The following is a 16,237-nucleotide window of genomic DNA, read 5'->3' on the forward strand; positions in this document are numbered from 1 at the left end:
CTATACTATAAATGCATATTAAACAAAGGCATTTACGATGGATTTTTTACAAAACTTAACTATTAAACGACGTTTACAATTAAACGCTGTGGTTGTTGGTTTAGCAATGGTGGTTCTTTTATGCGTGATCATTTATGAATCACGTACAACCCTTAGTTTAAACAAGACTATTCAATTGACAGAAGAGCTTAACGTGCATGCACTAGCATTGCGAAAATATGAAAAAAACTTTTTATTTTATAAACAAGAAGATGCGTTAGCTGCATTTGAAACAGATTTTGAACATTTAAGTGATAAAGTAAAAAAGTTAACACAGTTAATGGATGACCAAGGTATAGCGCAGGGGCAAGTTCAGCGCTTTGAGCAACTAATAAGTAGCTACAATAATAATTTTAGTACTGTTGTTAAGCTTCAAAAAGAGATAGGCCTAACCCCCACCGAAGGCTTGTACGGTAAGTTAAGAAGCTCCGTTCATGAAGTTGAGCAGCTTTTAAAGGAGCAACAAAACTACCAATTATTGTCGTCAATGCTACAGCTAAGACGCTCAGAAAAAGATTTTATGCTGAGATTTGATACTAAGTATCTAGGGCGTTTTAATGAGGGAATTAATACATTTAAACAGCAGATAGCTTCAGCGCAACTACCAAGCGAATATAAAACACGAATTATTCCTCTGATTGATACATACCAAGATGAGTTCAAAACACTTGTGCAGGCACAAACTGAGCTTGGACTGGACCTTGAGTCGGGCGCGCTTGGAATAATGCGTAATAGCGTAGATAAAAGCGACGCAATTGTTACGCAAATAGTTAAAGACACTAAGTTACAAGTAGAGCAAAGTGTAGAGCAGGCTCAATTTTTAGCTATTTTAGTTTTTGTGATTGCAGGTGTAATTGTATTAGCGCTAGTTTATTTTACGAGCCATTCCATTATTGTACCTATTGAACGTGTTTATCATACTATTAATGATATTCGTCGTAATAATGATTTAAGAGTGATGATTGAGCAAACAGGTAAAGATGAAATTACCACTATGACCATAGACTTTAATAGTTTAATTGGTGACTTTAAAAATCTGATTGATGAGGTTAACACCGCTTTAAATACGCTAAATGTGGCTACTGAGCACTTATCTGAAAGTACAGCAGCTACAAGTTCTGGTATGCAAGAGCAATTACATGAAGCAGACATGGTAGCCACAGCTGCAACGCAAATGCAGGCAACTATTCAAGATATCTCTCATAATACAGAAGCCGCAGCTAAAAAAGCAGAATCAACCAACTTAAGCGCACAGCAAGGGCGTAACGAAGTTAACTCAACGGTTAAGCATATTAGAGATTTATCTAGCTCATTAGGTAATGCATCAAGCGTTGTATCGCAATTAGAAAAGGACGGCGAAACCATTGGCTCTGTGCTTGATGTGATCCGCGCCATTGCAGATCAAACAAACTTATTAGCGCTTAATGCAGCAATTGAAGCGGCTAGGGCTGGAGAGCAAGGGCGTGGTTTTGCAGTCGTGGCAGATGAAGTTCGCTCACTTGCTCAGCGCACACAAGAATCGACTAGTGAAATAGAGGGGATTATTAATACCCTGCAACAACGCACTCAAGAGGTGGTTAGTATTATGCACCAGTGTCGCTCACAAGGAGATGAAAGCGCATCGCAGGCCATTAAAGCCGGTGAGCTACTCGGTGATATAACCGAAGATGTACAAACTATCATGGAAATGAGTACTCAAATAGCCGTTGCGATTGATGAGCAAAGCCAGGTAGCGTCTGAGGTAAATAAAAACGTGGTACGGATAAGGGATATTGCACAAGATGCTTCGGGACATGCTACTAATAACGCGCAGACAAGTGAAGAGGTGTCTCAGCAAGCACGTGTTCTGTTTACTGCAATTGATAAGTTTAAGGTGTAATAACGCTTAATAGTGCGTGTCTATAAAGATTAAGGAACAAACTTTATAGGCACGCTATATTTACTTTCTTCGTGCTCAGCTACCCGTGCTAAATATTCACTCCATAGCGTATCTTGTTGCTGCTGTAGTTTTTCAAAGTAGCGCCAGCTAAATAGCCCGCTATTATGGCCATCGTCAAAATCTAAACGCAGTGCATAATGACCAACTGGTACTATATTTTTTATTCCTACAGCTTGCTTATTAAGTACTAACTTCATTGGGCCAGTGCCGTGGCCTTGCACCTCTGCTGAAGGGGAGTGAACACGTAAAAACTCACAGCTAAATACAGCTTTACTGTTATCATCAAAGTAAACATCAAGGTTTCTGCTCACACTGTGATAATGTACTTTTGTTACGTGTTTCATTTTATATGTCCCATTAAAAAGCCCCCGTTCTGGAGGCTTTTAGTATAACGTTTATATTCGTTCTATAGAATAAAGCGGCTTAAATCTTCATCTTCAACAAGTGCGCCTAAGTGTTTTTCAACATAAGCGGCATCGATTATTAATGATGAGCCTGCTTTTTCAGAGGCATCGTATGAAATTTCTTCCATCAGCCTTTCCATTACAGTATGAAGACGACGAGCACCGATGTTTTCGGTTTTTTCATTGACCTGCCAAGCGGCTTTAGCAATACGCTCAATGGCATCATCGCTAAACTCAACATCAACTTGCTCCGTTTTAAGAAGTTCGCGTTGTTGCTCAGTAAGTGAAGCATGCGGCTCTGTAAGAATACGTTTGAAGTCATCAGCAGTGAGAGCTTCAAGCTCAACACGAATTGGTAGACGACCTTGTAGCTCTGGGATCATGTCTGATGGTTTAGACATTTGGAATGCACCAGAGGCAATAAATAGCATGTGGTCTGTTTTAACCATACCGTGCTTAGTATTTACCGTTGAACCTTCAATTAGCGGTAGTAGATCGCGCTGTACGCCTTCACGGCTAACATCTGGGCCAGACGAATCGCCACGCTTACAGATTTTGTCTATTTCATCAATAAACACAATACCATTTTGCTCTACTGCAAAAATAGCCTGCTCTTTTAGCTCTTCAGGGTTAACTAATTTAGCGGCTTCTTCTTCCGTTAATAGCTTAAAGGCTTCTTTAATTTTTAACTTACGTTTAGTGCGCTTGTCGCCACCCATGTTTTGAAACATGCTTTGCAGCTGGTTGGTCATATCTTCCATACCAGGAGGCGCCATAATTTCTACATTTGGCTGTGCTTGCGCTAAATCAATTTCGATTTCTTTATCATCAAGCTGACCTTCACGTAGTTTTTTACGGAACGTTTGACGAGTTGATGAATTATCATCACGCTGCGTTTCACCGTATTGATCTTTCGCTGGTGGTAAAAGTGCATCTAAAATGCGCTCTTCTGCAGCTTCTTCGGCGCGGTGCTTAAACTTTTTAGTTTGTTGCTCGCGAGTCATTTTAATCGATACATCAACTAAATCGCGAATGATGGTTTCAACTTCTTTACCAACATAACCCACTTCCGTGAATTTAGTCGCTTCTACTTTAATAAATGGTGCATTGGCCAATTTTGCTAAACGGCGTGCAATTTCTGTTTTACCTACACCTGTAGGACCAATCATTAAAATATTTTTTGGTGTAACTTCGCTGCGCAAATCATCATTGAGTTGCATACGGCGCCAGCGGTTGCGAAGTGCAATAGCGACTGCTTTTTTAGCTTTAGCTTGACCAATAATATGTTGATCAAGCTCGTGAACGATTTCTCTTGGAGTCATAGCAGACATAGCAATTCCTATTATAATTCTTCGATTGTTTGGAAGTTGTTAGTAAATACGCAGATATTGCCTGCAATAGTTAAGCTTTTCTCTACTATTTCACGAGCGCTTAAATCTGTATTTTCTAATAGAGCAGTCGCTGCTGATTGGGCAAAGTTACCGCCGCTGCCAATGGCAATTAGGTCGTTTTCTGGCTGCACAACATCACCATTACCAGTAATGATTAAAGAGGCCGTTTCATCGGCAACCGCAAGGAGGGCTTCAAGTTTTCTAAGGGCTCTGTCGCTGCGCCAATCTTTGGCCATTTCTACTGCAGCTTTGGTAAGGTTACCTTGATGCATTTCTAGTTTGCTTTCGAAGCGTTCGAAAAGGGTAAAGGCATCAGCAGTACCGCCAGCAAAACCAGCGATTACTTTGCCATTATAAAGACGTCGAACTTTGCGAGCATTACCCTTCATTACGGTATTACCAAGTGAAACTTGGCCATCGCCGCCGATTACTACTTTGTCGCCGCGGCGTACACTTACAATAGTGGTCATGTTATTCCTCATCATCGAGTTGCATTGGCAACTCGTAAAAAACGATTATGATGAGGTTATATGGGTGAATGGTTTATTTTCAAGTCCAGCCCCAAATTCCGCAGCCGACTATTTTTACACGTTTTAGTTTATTTTTATCGCTTTCAGCTTGGCGTTTGGTTTTATAAGGGCCTAAGCGTACTTTGTACCAAATTCCATTGCTGCCTTTTGCTTCTTTTATTTCAGAAATTAGCCCAGCAAACGCTATCTTAGCTTTAAGCGATTCGGCTTGTGCATGAGTTTTAAACGAGCCGCACTGCATAACATACGGACCTTTTTGCTCAATTTCTTTTACCTCAACCTGAATTTCGTGCTCTCTAATTTCTTTAATAAATTCAGGAGTGCGTGGTATCGCTACTTCTACTTTTTTTGCAGGAGTTGGGTTGGCTTGTTTTTCTACCAGTTTTGGGTCGGCATTATTTTTTATAAACCATAACCCATAAACAAAACCGCCAACGAGTAACAAGGCGATCATTACTAATAGGGTTGGGAAGGGCTTTTTAGCCGGTGCTTGTTTTTTACTGTTTCTGCCTGCAGGCTTTTTATTAATATAATCGTGCTGTGCCATGGTGTTATTGTGGCCTTAACCTAAATCATGTCTATAGGGTCTACATCTAAGCTCCAGCGAACTTTTTGGGCGAGTTTGCTAGTACTTAAATAATCAACCATTTGCGAAAGATACTGGTGTAATACGCGGCGATCTTGCGCTTGAATATGTAATTGAAAACGATACATGCCTGCAACTCTTTCAAGAGGTGCGGGGATCGGACCCAGCAATTGTATACCAGATACCCCATTTACAGGAACCAAATCTGTCAAAAAATCGACGACTTGTTTAATACTGTGTCCTTGTGCTCTGACAATCGCCATATTAGTGATTGGCGGTAAATCAGCGTCGTCCCGCTCGCTTAAAGCAAAACGAGCAAAGTCTTGATAGCCGTTATTAACTAAATCTTGTAAAAGAGGGTGCTCTGGAAAGTGCGTTTGTAATAATACTTGCCCAGGTTCGCCAGAGCGACCAGCACGTCCTGCTACTTGCGTAACTAGCTGAGCTAAGTGTTCTGTTGCTCTAAAATCGCAAGAGTATAAACCGCTATCTACATCTAAAATAAGGACCAAGCTTACATCTGCAAAGTGATGACCTTTAGCAAGCATTTGTGTACCTACTAAAATGCGTGCGCCCCCGAGATTTATTTCATCCAGTGCTTTTTCAAGGCTCCCTTTGCGGCGGGTCGAATCGCGATCTATACGTGTTACTGGTGTGTCAGGAAACTCGCTCGATAAAAACTCTTCTATTTGCTCAGTCCCTTTACCGTTTGGAAATATTTGCGTGCTTCCGCAGTCAGGGCATTGATGTGGAACATGGTATTGATCGCCACAGTGATGGCAAATCATTTGACCTATCGCTTTGTGAAAAGTAGCACTGGTACTACAGCGTTTGCACTCACTTAGCCAGCCACACTCATGGCAAATAAGAGTAGGAGAAAAACCACGACGATTTAAAAATACCATCACTTGTTTACCCCGGTTCAAATGTTGGCGCATAGTCGCAAGGCTTGCATGTGCAATTCCTGCTTGGTCGGGCTGCCCTTTCATATCAAGTAACTTAAATTGATTATCGGTGGCTGTTTGCGCTCGTTCAGTAAGGCTTAAAAGCTGATACTTGTTGTTTATAGCTTTGTGCAGTGTTTCGAGTGCGGGCGTTGCACTGCCTAAAATAAGCGGTATTTTGTGCTGAAAAGCACGGTAAGCTGCTAAATCTCGAGCGTGATAACGTAGGGTGTCTTGCTGTTTGAATGATGAGTCGTGCTCTTCATCAACCACTATCATACCGAGTTTAAAAAAGGGTAAGAAAATACTCGAACGTGTGCCTATTACTATGGCGCAACTGCCTTTTTCGCAAAAACGCCATGTTTGTAAGCGTTCGTTATCTGTAAGAGCCGAATGCCATAACATAATGGGTGTATCAGGAAAGCGCCGACGAAAACGGTTTACAGTTTGCGGGGTTAAGCCTATTTCAGGTACGAGTACTAATGCTTGCTCGCCACGCTTTAAAACTTCCTCAAGGCACTGTAAATATACTTCGGTTTTACCGCTGCCCGTTACTCCTTCTAATAAAAAGCTTTTAAAGCCAGTGCTTTGATTAATAGCCGTACAGGCAACAGCTTGTTCTTTATTTAGTACAGGCTTGCTACCAACAGTAGGCGCAAGGCTTTGCCATTCGTTATCGTGCTCAATAGTTTGTGTTATTAATTCTTTATCTATTAGGCTATCGATTGTTTTTTTACTAAAGCCAAGGGCCTTTAATTCAGTTAACGATGATTTACCTGATTGTGATAGCTGCTTTAATAGATTTAACTGAGTTTTAGCTTTTAGCGAAGGGACTTTTGCGCCTTTTTCAGTAAGGGTAACCATATTAATACTGGTTTTATCGGGTGATTCACCTTGGCGAAGAGCCCCCGGTAGCGCAATATGTATTGTTTCGCCAAGTGGATAGCAGTAATACTTGGCGGTAAAACTTAGTAAATCTAGATGCTGGGCGCTTAAAATAGGGGTGTCGTCGATGACTTCTATTATATTTTTTATTTTGTTATCAGGTACGTCAGTCGTATTTTTAATGCTGAGAATAACAGCGACTTTTTTTTGGTTACCAAAAGGCACCAAAACCCGCATACCCGGCTCAAGTTGCCTTGATAACCCGTTGAGTTGCTCTTCTACTTTATAGTCAAAAGTCCGTGGTAGTGGGACTTTAATAGCAACTTCAACAAAACGCATAACAACTTCACCCATAAAATTAATTGCCTAATGTACTAAAAATACGCCTAAAAACCTATAAGCAATAGTACTGTAGAAAGAGGTTGTTCACTTTTTTATCAAAAAACTTAATTAATGCTTGTGCAGGGGGGGGTTGTTGGATAAAATCCGCGACCAACAAATTTGTTTTAACGACGTATGGTGCCAGACTTCGGGTTTGGAGAGCGATGCGGCCTTAACTAGAGGTTCCTATGAAAGAAGGTATTCACCCTAAGTACGAAGTAATTTCTGCAACATGTTCATGCGGAAACAAATTCGAAACTAGCTCAACTCTTTGTAAAGACATTCACTTAGACGTATGTTCTGCGTGTCACCCGTTTTACACTGGTAAGCAAAAGATTTTAGACACTGGCGGCCGTGTTGATCGCTTCAACAAGCGCTTCGGTGCACTTAGCAGCAAGAAGTAATTATTGCTGTTTAGTTAAAAAAAGCACCTTAGGGTGCTTTTTTTATGCCTAAAATTTATAAAAATGACTTAAGTAAGCTTCTTGCGTAGTGCTCACTCGTGCATAACTATTTCCTATTATTATTCTGACTATGCATAAACCTTTAAAGACAAATCTATATATATTCTCTATATTTTAATTAGTACATTTTATAACTAGGTTGATAAAAGTAGCTAACATGGAGTTATATGTTTTTAAAGTGATGTAATAGGCTAATATTTTAAGTTTATATTGATACTTTAAACGTACATTTTATGAGATTTATTTGGCACATAAAAGCACCTCAATATGTGCATTTCAATTGAATATTTATTTATTTAATGTCGGTATAATTCAGCAAAGTTACTGAAAAACCTATTAAAATTAAAGGATATAGCATATAACAGGATAGACCTGATATTGCTTGGAATTTAAAAATAATAAGGGTATCTTACCAAAAGACACCACCTCTCACTTTAACTTAAATTGCAGGATACCATCGCGTTATGTCAGACTTTCGTGAACAAGCACTACATTATCACTCGCACCCAGTACCAGGTAAAATTAGTATTGAACTAACCAAGCCCGCTGAGACGGTACAAGATCTCGCGCTCGCATACAGCCCAGGTGTTGCCGAACCCGTTCGTGAAATAGCAGCAGATCCTGCTAATGCTTATAAATATACAGGTAAAGGCAATACTGTTGCGGTAATTACTAATGGTACTGCAATTTTAGGACTGGGTAATTTAGGGCCTTTAGCTTCTAAACCCGTTATGGAAGGCAAGGCGCTCTTATTTAAACGTTTTGCTGGGCTCGACTCTATCGATATTGAAGTTAAGCATCGCACCACTGAAGATTTTATTAATACCGTGGCAAATATTGCGGATACTTTTGGTGGGATTAACCTTGAAGATATTAAAGCACCAGAGTGTTTTGAAATTGAAAAAGCATTAATTGAGCGTTGTAGTATTCCCGTTTTTCACGATGACCAACACGGTACCGCCATTGTAACGGCAGCTGGTATGCTAAATGCGCTGGAAGTACAAGGTAAGTCAATCGAGGATGCGATAATAGTTTGTTTAGGTGCAGGTGCTGCTGCAGTGGCCTGTATGGAGCTTTTAATTAAATGTGGTGCATTGCGCGAACATATTTATATGCTTGACCGCAAAGGCGTTATTCATACTCGTCGCGATGACTTAAACGAATACAAAAAACTTTTTGCTAATAATACCGACAAACGCACATTGCAAGATGTAATTGCAGATGCTGACGTATTTGTGGGGGTTTCGGGTCCTAACTTATTAGCTGCCGAAGATTTAAAGCTAATGGCAGAAAAACCTGTGGTGTTTGCATGTTCAAACCCAGATCCTGAGATAGATCCTGCACTTGCGCATGGCGCACGTAACGACTTAATTATGGCAACGGGACGATCTGATTACCCTAACCAAGTAAATAATGTTTTATGTTTTCCGTTTATTTTTCGTGGCGCACTAGATGTACGTGCGAGTGCTATTAACGATGAAATGAAAATTGCCGCCGTAGAGGCTATCCGAAGCATAGCTAAAGAACCAGTACCAGCAGAAGTGTTAAAAGCTGCAGGTGTTGATAAGCTTGAGTTTGGCGCAGACTACATTATTCCTAAGCCAATGGATCCACGTTTATTGCCTCGCATAGCTAAAGCCGTTGCTGAGGCTGCGGTAGAATCAGGTGTTGCGCAAATCGACTTACCTGAAAATTATATGGCGTAGTGTATAGCGCTTAAACAAAAAAACCTCAGTAATGCTGAGGTTTTTGTTTAAAAAGGTAACGATTTATTCTTCGTTTAAAATAGGCACTTCTAAGCCCATTTCTTGCATTATCTTCTTAACTTCTTCCGGTACTTTTTCTGCGTTGTCTTTACGTAGGTCATCGTCATTTGGTAATGGCTGGCCCGTAAATGCATGCAAAAATGCTTCGCATAACAACTCACTGTTTGTTGCATGGCGAAGATTATTTATTTGACGGCGCGTACGCTCATCCGTTAAAACTTTTAATACATTTAGCGGGATCGAAACGGTGATCTTTTTAACTTGCTCTGATTTTTTCCCGTGTTCTGCGTATGGGTGAATATACTCACCATTCCATTTAGCCATAAGATGTATCGTTGCCTCAGATTATTAATTTCTAACACGGCGTAAAAAGCGTGTAAATATGCGTGAAATTCTATCGATTTAAAAAAGATAGTCAAATAATAGATACCAATCTATCTTAATAAGCTGGCTGTAATAGTAAATATAGCCCCATTCAAGTTTTATCGGTCTGTTATTTTTAGCCATCTAGAGCTTTAAAATCTTTGACTTATTAAAACAGATAACTTACTCTTTTGGACGTCTAAACATCCAAATTAATCAGGTGACGAATATGAGCGAAAAAAACAAAGCGACTATTGCAGTTCGCAACGGCGTAGATGCAGATAAACACCACGGCGCTGTAGTTCCGCCAATTTATTTGTCGACTACGTATTCGTTTGCCGACTTTGATACAAAGCGCCAGTACGATTATGGACGAAGCGGTAATCCTAATCGCGATATATTAGCCGAAACGCTGGCTGAACTTGAAGGTGGTGCGCGTGGCATTATCACTGCCACAGGTATGGCTGCGGTGCATTTAGCGACTCAGTTACTAAATAATGACGATACCTTAGTAATTCCACATGATTGTTATGGTGGAAGCTACCGTTTATTTACGTCTTTGCAAAAACGCGGATTACTAAAACTCGAAGTTTTAGATTTAACTAAACAAGAAAGCTTAAATAAAATTTTAGCCATAAAACCTAAATTAATATGGATTGAAACACCAAGTAACCCAGTACTGCGTCTAACCGATATTAAAGCTGTCACCGATATAGCTAAGCAGTGTGGGGCGCTTGTTGCTGCCGATAACACGTTTTTATCACCTGCGCTGCAAAACCCAATCAAATTTGGTGTAGATATTGTTGTTCACTCGACGACTAAATATATTAATGGCCACTCGGATGTTGTAGGCGGCGCCGTAATTGCTGCAACACAAGAACTTGGTGATGAGCTTGCTTGGTGGGCAAATAACATTGGTATTACAGGTGCACCGTTTGATAGTTATTTAACGCTTCGTGGTTTACGTACTTTAAACGTACGTTTAAGGCAGCATCAAGAAAATGCGCTTGCAATTGCAAAGTACCTTGAGAGCTCTGAATTTGTAAGCCAGGTTTACTACCCAGGCCTTGAGTCACACCCTCAACATACATTAGCAAAGGCTCAACAACTTGGCTTTGGTGGTATGGTGAGCTTTGATATTAAAGGCGATGTTAACGACGCTGCGGCATTTTTAACAAGCCTTGAAGCATTTAGCTTAGCAGAATCGCTAGGTGGCGTAGAGAGCTTAATTTGTCACCCTGCAACGATGACGCATGCAGGAATGGAACCTAAAGCCCGTTTAGAAGCAGGGGTGGGTGATACGCTCATTCGTATTTCTGTAGGTATTGAAGATATAAACGATTTAGTTGCCGACTTCGAGCGCGTTTTTAACCTTGTAAAACCAGGACAAAACAAAAACGTTAACCGCATAGGTTAAGGGGCTGGTACGCCTGATGGGAATGTAGAATTAAATGCAGCTCATCCAGCGCTTTGGTAGTAGTCCCAAAGCGCAATAACACCTAGTCGGTTTGAGGGGGGAAACCGCAGGCTAACTTTGTTAAAAATTTCTCATATAGAACAACTAAACAACGAAATTTTTGCCTTGTTATCGACACGGTTTTCTTACCTCAAAATAAACAATTTAATTAAGCGAATTGGTAAAAATATGGTCAATTGTGTACATAAATTTGGTGGGTCAAGCTTAAGCTCAAGTGAGCGTTATCAAAGCGTAGCTAAAATAATTATTGAGCATACTCAACCTGGCGACTGTGTTGTGGTATCTGCGGCAGGCAAAACTACAGATACACTTGTGTCGTTGTGGCAAAGTTATCAGCAGCAAGACACACAAGCTGTCGCTGATATTTTATTGCAGTTAAACAACCATCAAAGTGATTTAATTGATCAATTGTTACAAGCTGATTTAAAGCGTGATGCACTTAAAACATTACTCGAAGAGCTAAATGTAATTGCAAGCTTAGCGCAAACTGAGCAGCTTAAAGAAGCGCAATTACTTGCCCATGGTGAGTTATGGTCTGCACGATTATTGGCTGCGTATCTACAACAGTTAAATATACATGCTCGCTCACACGATGCTCGCCTGCTTTTTACTTTAAATGATGGTGAATTGTGCCATGCTCAAAATAAGCTGCAATGTAACAGTGTCATAGATGCCAATAAAGTGAATGTAATAACTGGGTTTATAGCTGCAAATACACTTGGCGATACCGTAACGCTTGGTCGTAATGGTAGTGATTACAGTGCTACATTACTTGCCAGTTATTGTGATGCCAAACAGGTATGCATTTGGACTGACACGCAAGGTGTATTTAGTACCGATCCGCGTAAGGTAAAAAAAGCAATTAAGTACGCTAAAGTGTGCCGCACTCAGGCCAATTTACTGGCACGCTTGGGTAACCCTGTTTTACATGCCAAAACGTTATCGCCTTTAAAGAATACCGATATAAAACTAGCCGTACGTAGTAGTTTTGATGTTCAAGCAAGTCCAACTCGTATTGTTAAAGAAGGCTTAGCTAAGAAAAAGCGCTTTATAACGACGCTACAAAATGTTGACTTATTAACAGTAGAAGGCTTGAGTGAAGGTGAGGTTGCAAGTGTAAGCCAGCTTATTCAGCATAGCCTTCATCACTTTAACCATAATGGAGAAGTGTATTTAGTCGTACCGGCTGCACAAACATATCAAGTTATTAATTACTTTGCTGGTAGAGCTAATATTAGTGAGTCGAATTTGAACGGCTGTGCTGTTGTTGCACCAGAGCAAGATGTCAGCACACTTAACCTACAAGCTTTAGAAGTATTAGCTGAGCAAACTATAAAACCGCGTTTTGTGCATCAAGATAATGGTTACGTTTTATTACTAACTGATCAATTTATTGATAGCGATGTGCTAAGCACATTGCACGATAAGCTAGTTAATAAAGGCCAAGAAATCGCGATTATAGTTGCAGGTCTAGGCAATGTAGGTGAAGTATTTATACACCAATTGACCAAGCAACTAGAGCGTTTAGGTAGTGATTTTAGTATCAAATTAGTTGCTTTGGTGCGCTCTCAAAAGATGTTGTTTAATCCAAGTGGAGTTAATCCTCAAACATGGAAAGAACAATGGCAGCTTGAGGCACAAAAATACCAAACTAGTGATTTATTAAATGCAATTAGCGAGCTTGATTACGAGCATAAAGTTGTAATTGATATTACTGCTAGCGAGCAATTTAGCGAGCTTTATACTAGCTTTGTGCAAAACGATTGCCATTTAATTAGTGCAAATAAATATGCGGGCACAGCACCTACACGTTGGTATCAAACCCTTATAAATAACTTAGCAGAGCGCAACCTACACTGGCGTTATAACACAAGTGTAGGGGCAGGCTTACCTATAAACTTCGCTTTAGCTGATTTACAAAATAGTGGCGATAAAATTACGCGAATAGAAGGTGTGTTTTCTGGCACACTATCGTGGTTATGCAGTAAGTATGATGGCAGTATCGCGTTTTCAGAGTTAGTGCTTGAAGCGCAAAAAATGGGTTTTACAGAGCCAGATCCGCGTGAAGACTTATCTGGGCGTGACATGCAGCGCAAGTTACTTATTTTAGCCAGAGAGCTAGGTGTAGAGCTTGAGCTGGACGATATAAGCCTCTCGGCGCTCATGCCAGTTGAACTTGCTCAAGGTAGCTGGGACGATTTTATAGATAAAAAAATGCAGCTTGATGGCTTTATTGAAGAACACGCTGCAGCAGCCAAAGCTCAAAATGCTGTGCTTAGATACACAGGGGTATTAGAGATTACGCACGATAACGTCGTTGCAAAAGTAGGTATTACCTACGTGCCAAACGGTGATGCGTTAGCAAACTTAACGCCAGGCGATAATATTTTTGTGATCAACAGTAAATGGTACAGCGGCAATGCATTAGTTATTCAAGGCCCTGGGGCGGGTAGCGAAGTAACTGCGGCAGGTATTCATTCTGATTTATATTGGCTTGTGCAAAACTTAAAATAAGTTATGTATGTAGGTATAAAAACGGCGGCTTAAGTTAAGCCGCCGTTTTTATATAGATGCTTTAAAATAGCTCTTCTTCTGTTTTTGTATCTTCTTCAAATATATCGTTAGGCTGTGATAGCACGTATTTAGTCGGTGCTGTGCCTTTTTCAAAATACTCAAAGCGACTTGTATAATCATTTTTATGACTAAGTAAACCAGTCGCTAAATCAATACGAATAGAGACAAGCCCTTCGGGTGGCTCAATGGGTGCTTCAGGAGTGCCCTCAAGTGCAGCTCTCATAAACTCAACCCATGCTGGCTGCGCTGTTTTTGCACCTGACTCTGCACCGGATATTTGATTACTATCTAGGTTGTTATTATAAGTTGAACGACCTAGCGGATTTCCTGGGTTATCAAACCCTACCCATACAGAGGTCATCACTTTACTATTAAAACCACTAAACCAGGTATCAACAGAATCGTTGGTGGTACCCGTTTTACCAGAAAGATCACGACGTTCTAATGCTTGAGCGCGCCAACCTGTACCACTCCAGCCAGTTTTATGTGCCCAACTACCCCCGCCCCAAATACCGCTGTGCAACGCATCAGCTATTAAAAACGCATTTTGTTTAGATATAACGCGAGGAGCACATCGACGAGGTTGTTCTATTTCATCAGTGCTGTTGTTTAGCATAAGTTCATTGCTTACAGGAGTCGCACTTTCGTCACAAGCCATCGCTGGGTTAGCTTTAAATAATACATTGCCATAAGCATCTTGAATTTCTGAGATAAAGTAAGGTTCTATTAAATGGCCACCATTAGCAAAGCTGCTCATACCACGAGCTAGTTCTAGAGGTGTTATAGAGGCGCTACCAAGAGCAAGTGACTCACTACGGTTAATATCTGAGTTTTTAAAGCCAAACTTTAATAAGTGATCAGCTGTGCGTTGCAGGCCAACGCCACGTAGTAAACGTACTGAAATTACGTTTTTAGATTGCGCTAAAGCACGGCGAATACGTATTGGACCATTATAAACTGCAGGGCTGTTTTTAGGTCGCCATGCAACACCTTGGCTTTTATCCCACTGGTTAATGGGGGCATCGTTTAGTATTGATGCCAGCGTATAGCCTTTCTCTAGCGCTGCAGAGTAAATAAAAGGCTTAATATTTGAACCGACTTGGCGCTTAGCCTGAACTGCGCGATTGTATTGGCTTTGCTCAAAACTGTAACCGCCTACAATTGCTTTAATTCTGCCATCTTGTGGATCAAGCGACACAATAGCGCTGGCAGCTTCTGGTATTTGGCTAAGTATGTAAGAGTCGTCTTGATTTTTACGTAGCCATATCTGCATACCCGGGCTCAAAATATCGGTGGCTGCTTTGGGTGCAAAGCTTTGGCGGTAACGAGTAATGTATTTACGCGCCCACTTTAAATTATCCCAATCAAGAGTAGTCTTTTGGCCATTTTTTAAAATAACATCAGCACTCTTTTCGCTTACTCTTAATACAACCGCAGCGTTTAAATCGCCAAGTTCTTTTACTGGTTTCAATTTATCGATAATTTGCTGCTGTGTTAAAGCTGGTTGTGTTTCAGGATCCCATAAAACATCAACAGGCCCTCTAAAGCCATGGCGCATATCGTAATTATGCAAATTATTAACTAACGCTGTTTGCGCTGCTTTTTGCACGCGAGATTCAACGGATGTAAAAATTTTAAAGCCCGAGTTATAGGCTTTATCAACTCCGTAACGAGATACCATTTCAGCTCGAACCATTTCTGAGATATAAGGTGCGTATAAATCTATCTCTGCGCCATGAAAATAAGCGGTAATAGGCTGGTTGGTTGCTTCATTATATTGTTCTTGGGTGATGTAGTTTTCAGTTAATAAACGTCCTAAAACGACATTTCGGCGAGCTTTTGCTCGAGTAGGGTTGCGGATAGGATTTAACGCAGAAGGGGCTTTGGGTAAGCCTGCAATCATCGCCATTTGTGCAAGTGTTAAATCTTTTAACTCTTTGCCATAATAAACTTGTGCTGCAGCACCAATACCAAATGCACGGTTACCTAGCTCTATTTTATTAAGGTAGAGCTCTAAAATTTCGTCTTTAGTTAATATATTTTCTATGTGTAGGGCTATAAATATTTCTTTAACTTTACGGATATACGCTTTTTCGCGCGTTAAAAAGAAGTTTCGCGCAAGCTGCATCGTTATAGTACTTGCACCTTGCTTTTTCTCACCGGTAGAAATAAGCACAATAGCAGAGCGCACGATACCGATGGGATCTATGCCGACATGGTCGTAAAAACGGTTATCTTCAGTTGCTAAAAATGCATTAATCAGGGGCTGTGGTATTTCATCAATAGTGACAGGAATACGACGTTTTTCACCAAATTGATTGATCAAAAGGCCATCTTTAGTGAATACTTGCATAGGAGTTTGTAATTGCACGTCTTTTAAAACTTGCACACTGGGGATATCAGGTTTAACGTAGTAATAAAGGCTGATTAATGTAATCAGACTAATTAACGTACAAATGATAAAAAATTGTAAAGTTCGTTTTAATAAAATCAC

Annotated in this window: 12 protein-coding genes; 5 read left to right on the plus strand and 7 right to left on the minus strand. The window is 40.4% G+C overall.

All coding sequences use genetic code 11. From position 1 onward, the window contains the following. The first annotated feature begins 37 nt into the window (after positions 1-37). The gene (locus tag J8L73_RS09860) at positions 38-1,918 is read left to right on the plus strand and encodes a methyl-accepting chemotaxis protein (protein WP_211016647.1); all 1,881 of its coding nucleotides are present in this window, start codon (positions 38-40) and stop codon (positions 1,916-1,918) included. Between the two features lie 29 nt (positions 1,919-1,947). On the opposite strand, the gene J8L73_RS09865 is transcribed toward J8L73_RS09860, so the two are convergent. From J8L73_RS09865 to priA, 5 genes are all read right to left on the minus strand, one after another. Then, a complete protein-coding gene (locus J8L73_RS09865; RefSeq protein ID WP_211016648.1) occupies positions 1,948-2,322 on the minus strand; it encodes a gamma-butyrobetaine hydroxylase-like domain-containing protein in 375 nt (124 codons plus the stop codon). A 62-nt stretch (positions 2,323-2,384) separates the two neighbouring features. After that, on the minus strand, positions 2,385-3,713 hold the full coding sequence (hslU, locus tag J8L73_RS09870) for an HslU--HslV peptidase ATPase subunit (protein WP_211000309.1): 1,329 nt from the start codon (positions 3,711-3,713) through the stop codon (positions 2,385-2,387). An 11-nt stretch (positions 3,714-3,724) separates the two neighbouring features. Further along, the gene (gene hslV, locus J8L73_RS09875; RefSeq protein WP_002958366.1) at positions 3,725-4,243 is read right to left on the minus strand and encodes an ATP-dependent protease subunit HslV; all 519 of its coding nucleotides are present in this window, start codon (positions 4,241-4,243) and stop codon (positions 3,725-3,727) included. 79 nt (positions 4,244-4,322) lie between these two features. Further along, on the minus strand, positions 4,323-4,850 hold the full coding sequence (locus J8L73_RS09880) for an SPOR domain-containing protein (protein ID WP_211016651.1): 528 nt from the start codon (positions 4,848-4,850) through the stop codon (positions 4,323-4,325). A gap of 20 nt (positions 4,851-4,870) precedes the next feature. After that, a complete protein-coding gene (priA, locus tag J8L73_RS09885) occupies positions 4,871-7,057 on the minus strand; it encodes a primosomal protein N' (RefSeq protein ID WP_211016805.1) in 2,187 nt (728 codons plus the stop codon). A gap of 230 nt (positions 7,058-7,287) precedes the next feature. On the opposite strand from priA, the gene rpmE reads away from it, so the two are divergent. Both rpmE and J8L73_RS09895 read left to right on the plus strand, forming a co-directional pair. Next, on the plus strand, positions 7,288-7,503 hold the full coding sequence (gene rpmE, locus J8L73_RS09890; protein ID WP_002958369.1) for a 50S ribosomal protein L31: 216 nt from the start codon (positions 7,288-7,290) through the stop codon (positions 7,501-7,503). A gap of 524 nt (positions 7,504-8,027) precedes the next feature. Further along, positions 8,028-9,269 (plus strand): malic enzyme-like NAD(P)-binding protein, encoded by a 1,242-nt coding sequence (locus J8L73_RS09895; protein ID WP_211016653.1) that lies wholly within the window; start codon positions 8,028-8,030, stop codon positions 9,267-9,269. 63 nt (positions 9,270-9,332) lie between these two features. Here J8L73_RS09895 and metJ read toward each other — a convergent pair whose 3' ends face one another. Beyond that, the gene (metJ, locus tag J8L73_RS09900) at positions 9,333-9,653 is read right to left on the minus strand and encodes a met regulon transcriptional regulator MetJ (protein WP_002958371.1); all 321 of its coding nucleotides are present in this window, start codon (positions 9,651-9,653) and stop codon (positions 9,333-9,335) included. 268 nt (positions 9,654-9,921) lie between these two features. Here metJ and metB point away from each other — a divergent pair, with 268 nt between their 5' ends. Together metB and metL are read left to right on the plus strand one after the other, a co-directional pair. Further along, entirely contained in the window at positions 9,922-11,109 is a 1,188-nt protein-coding gene (gene metB, locus J8L73_RS09905; RefSeq protein WP_211016655.1) for a cystathionine gamma-synthase, read from the plus strand. Between the two features lie 228 nt (positions 11,110-11,337). Beyond that, a complete protein-coding gene (metL, locus tag J8L73_RS09910; protein ID WP_211016657.1) occupies positions 11,338-13,683 on the plus strand; it encodes a bifunctional aspartate kinase/homoserine dehydrogenase II in 2,346 nt (781 codons plus the stop codon). Positions 13,684-13,744: 61 nt separating this feature from the next. Here the strand turns inward: metL and J8L73_RS09915 are convergent, their stop codons facing one another. Then, the gene (locus J8L73_RS09915) at positions 13,745-16,237 is read right to left on the minus strand and encodes a PBP1A family penicillin-binding protein (protein WP_211016659.1); all 2,493 of its coding nucleotides are present in this window, start codon (positions 16,235-16,237) and stop codon (positions 13,745-13,747) included.

Source organism: Pseudoalteromonas sp. MMG006, assembly GCF_018101025.1.
GTDB lineage: Bacteria > Pseudomonadota > Gammaproteobacteria > Enterobacterales > Alteromonadaceae > Pseudoalteromonas.

Coding starts and splice junctions, on each gene's coding strand:
- metL (WP_211016657.1), top strand. CDS start 11,338: ATGGTCAATTGTGTACATAAATTTGGTGGGTCAAGCTTAAGCTCAAGT.
- rpmE (WP_002958369.1), top strand. CDS start 7,288: ATGAAAGAAGGTATTCACCCTAAGTACGAAGTAATTTCTGCAACATGT.
- J8L73_RS09880 (WP_211016651.1), bottom strand. CDS start 4,850: ATGGCACAGCACGATTATATTAATAAAAAGCCTGCAGGCAGAAACAGT.
- hslV (WP_002958366.1), bottom strand. CDS start 4,243: ATGACCACTATTGTAAGTGTACGCCGCGGCGACAAAGTAGTAATCGGC.
- J8L73_RS09860 (WP_211016647.1), top strand. CDS start 38: ATGGATTTTTTACAAAACTTAACTATTAAACGACGTTTACAATTAAAC.
- J8L73_RS09865 (WP_211016648.1), bottom strand. CDS start 2,322: ATGAAACACGTAACAAAAGTACATTATCACAGTGTGAGCAGAAACCTT.
- hslU (WP_211000309.1), bottom strand. CDS start 3,713: ATGTCTGCTATGACTCCAAGAGAAATCGTTCACGAGCTTGATCAACAT.
- J8L73_RS09895 (WP_211016653.1), top strand. CDS start 8,028: ATGTCAGACTTTCGTGAACAAGCACTACATTATCACTCGCACCCAGTA.
- metJ (WP_002958371.1), bottom strand. CDS start 9,653: ATGGCTAAATGGAATGGTGAGTATATTCACCCATACGCAGAACACGGG.
- priA (WP_211016805.1), bottom strand. CDS start 7,057: ATGCGTTTTGTTGAAGTTGCTATTAAAGTCCCACTACCACGGACTTTT.
- metB (WP_211016655.1), top strand. CDS start 9,922: ATGAGCGAAAAAAACAAAGCGACTATTGCAGTTCGCAACGGCGTAGAT.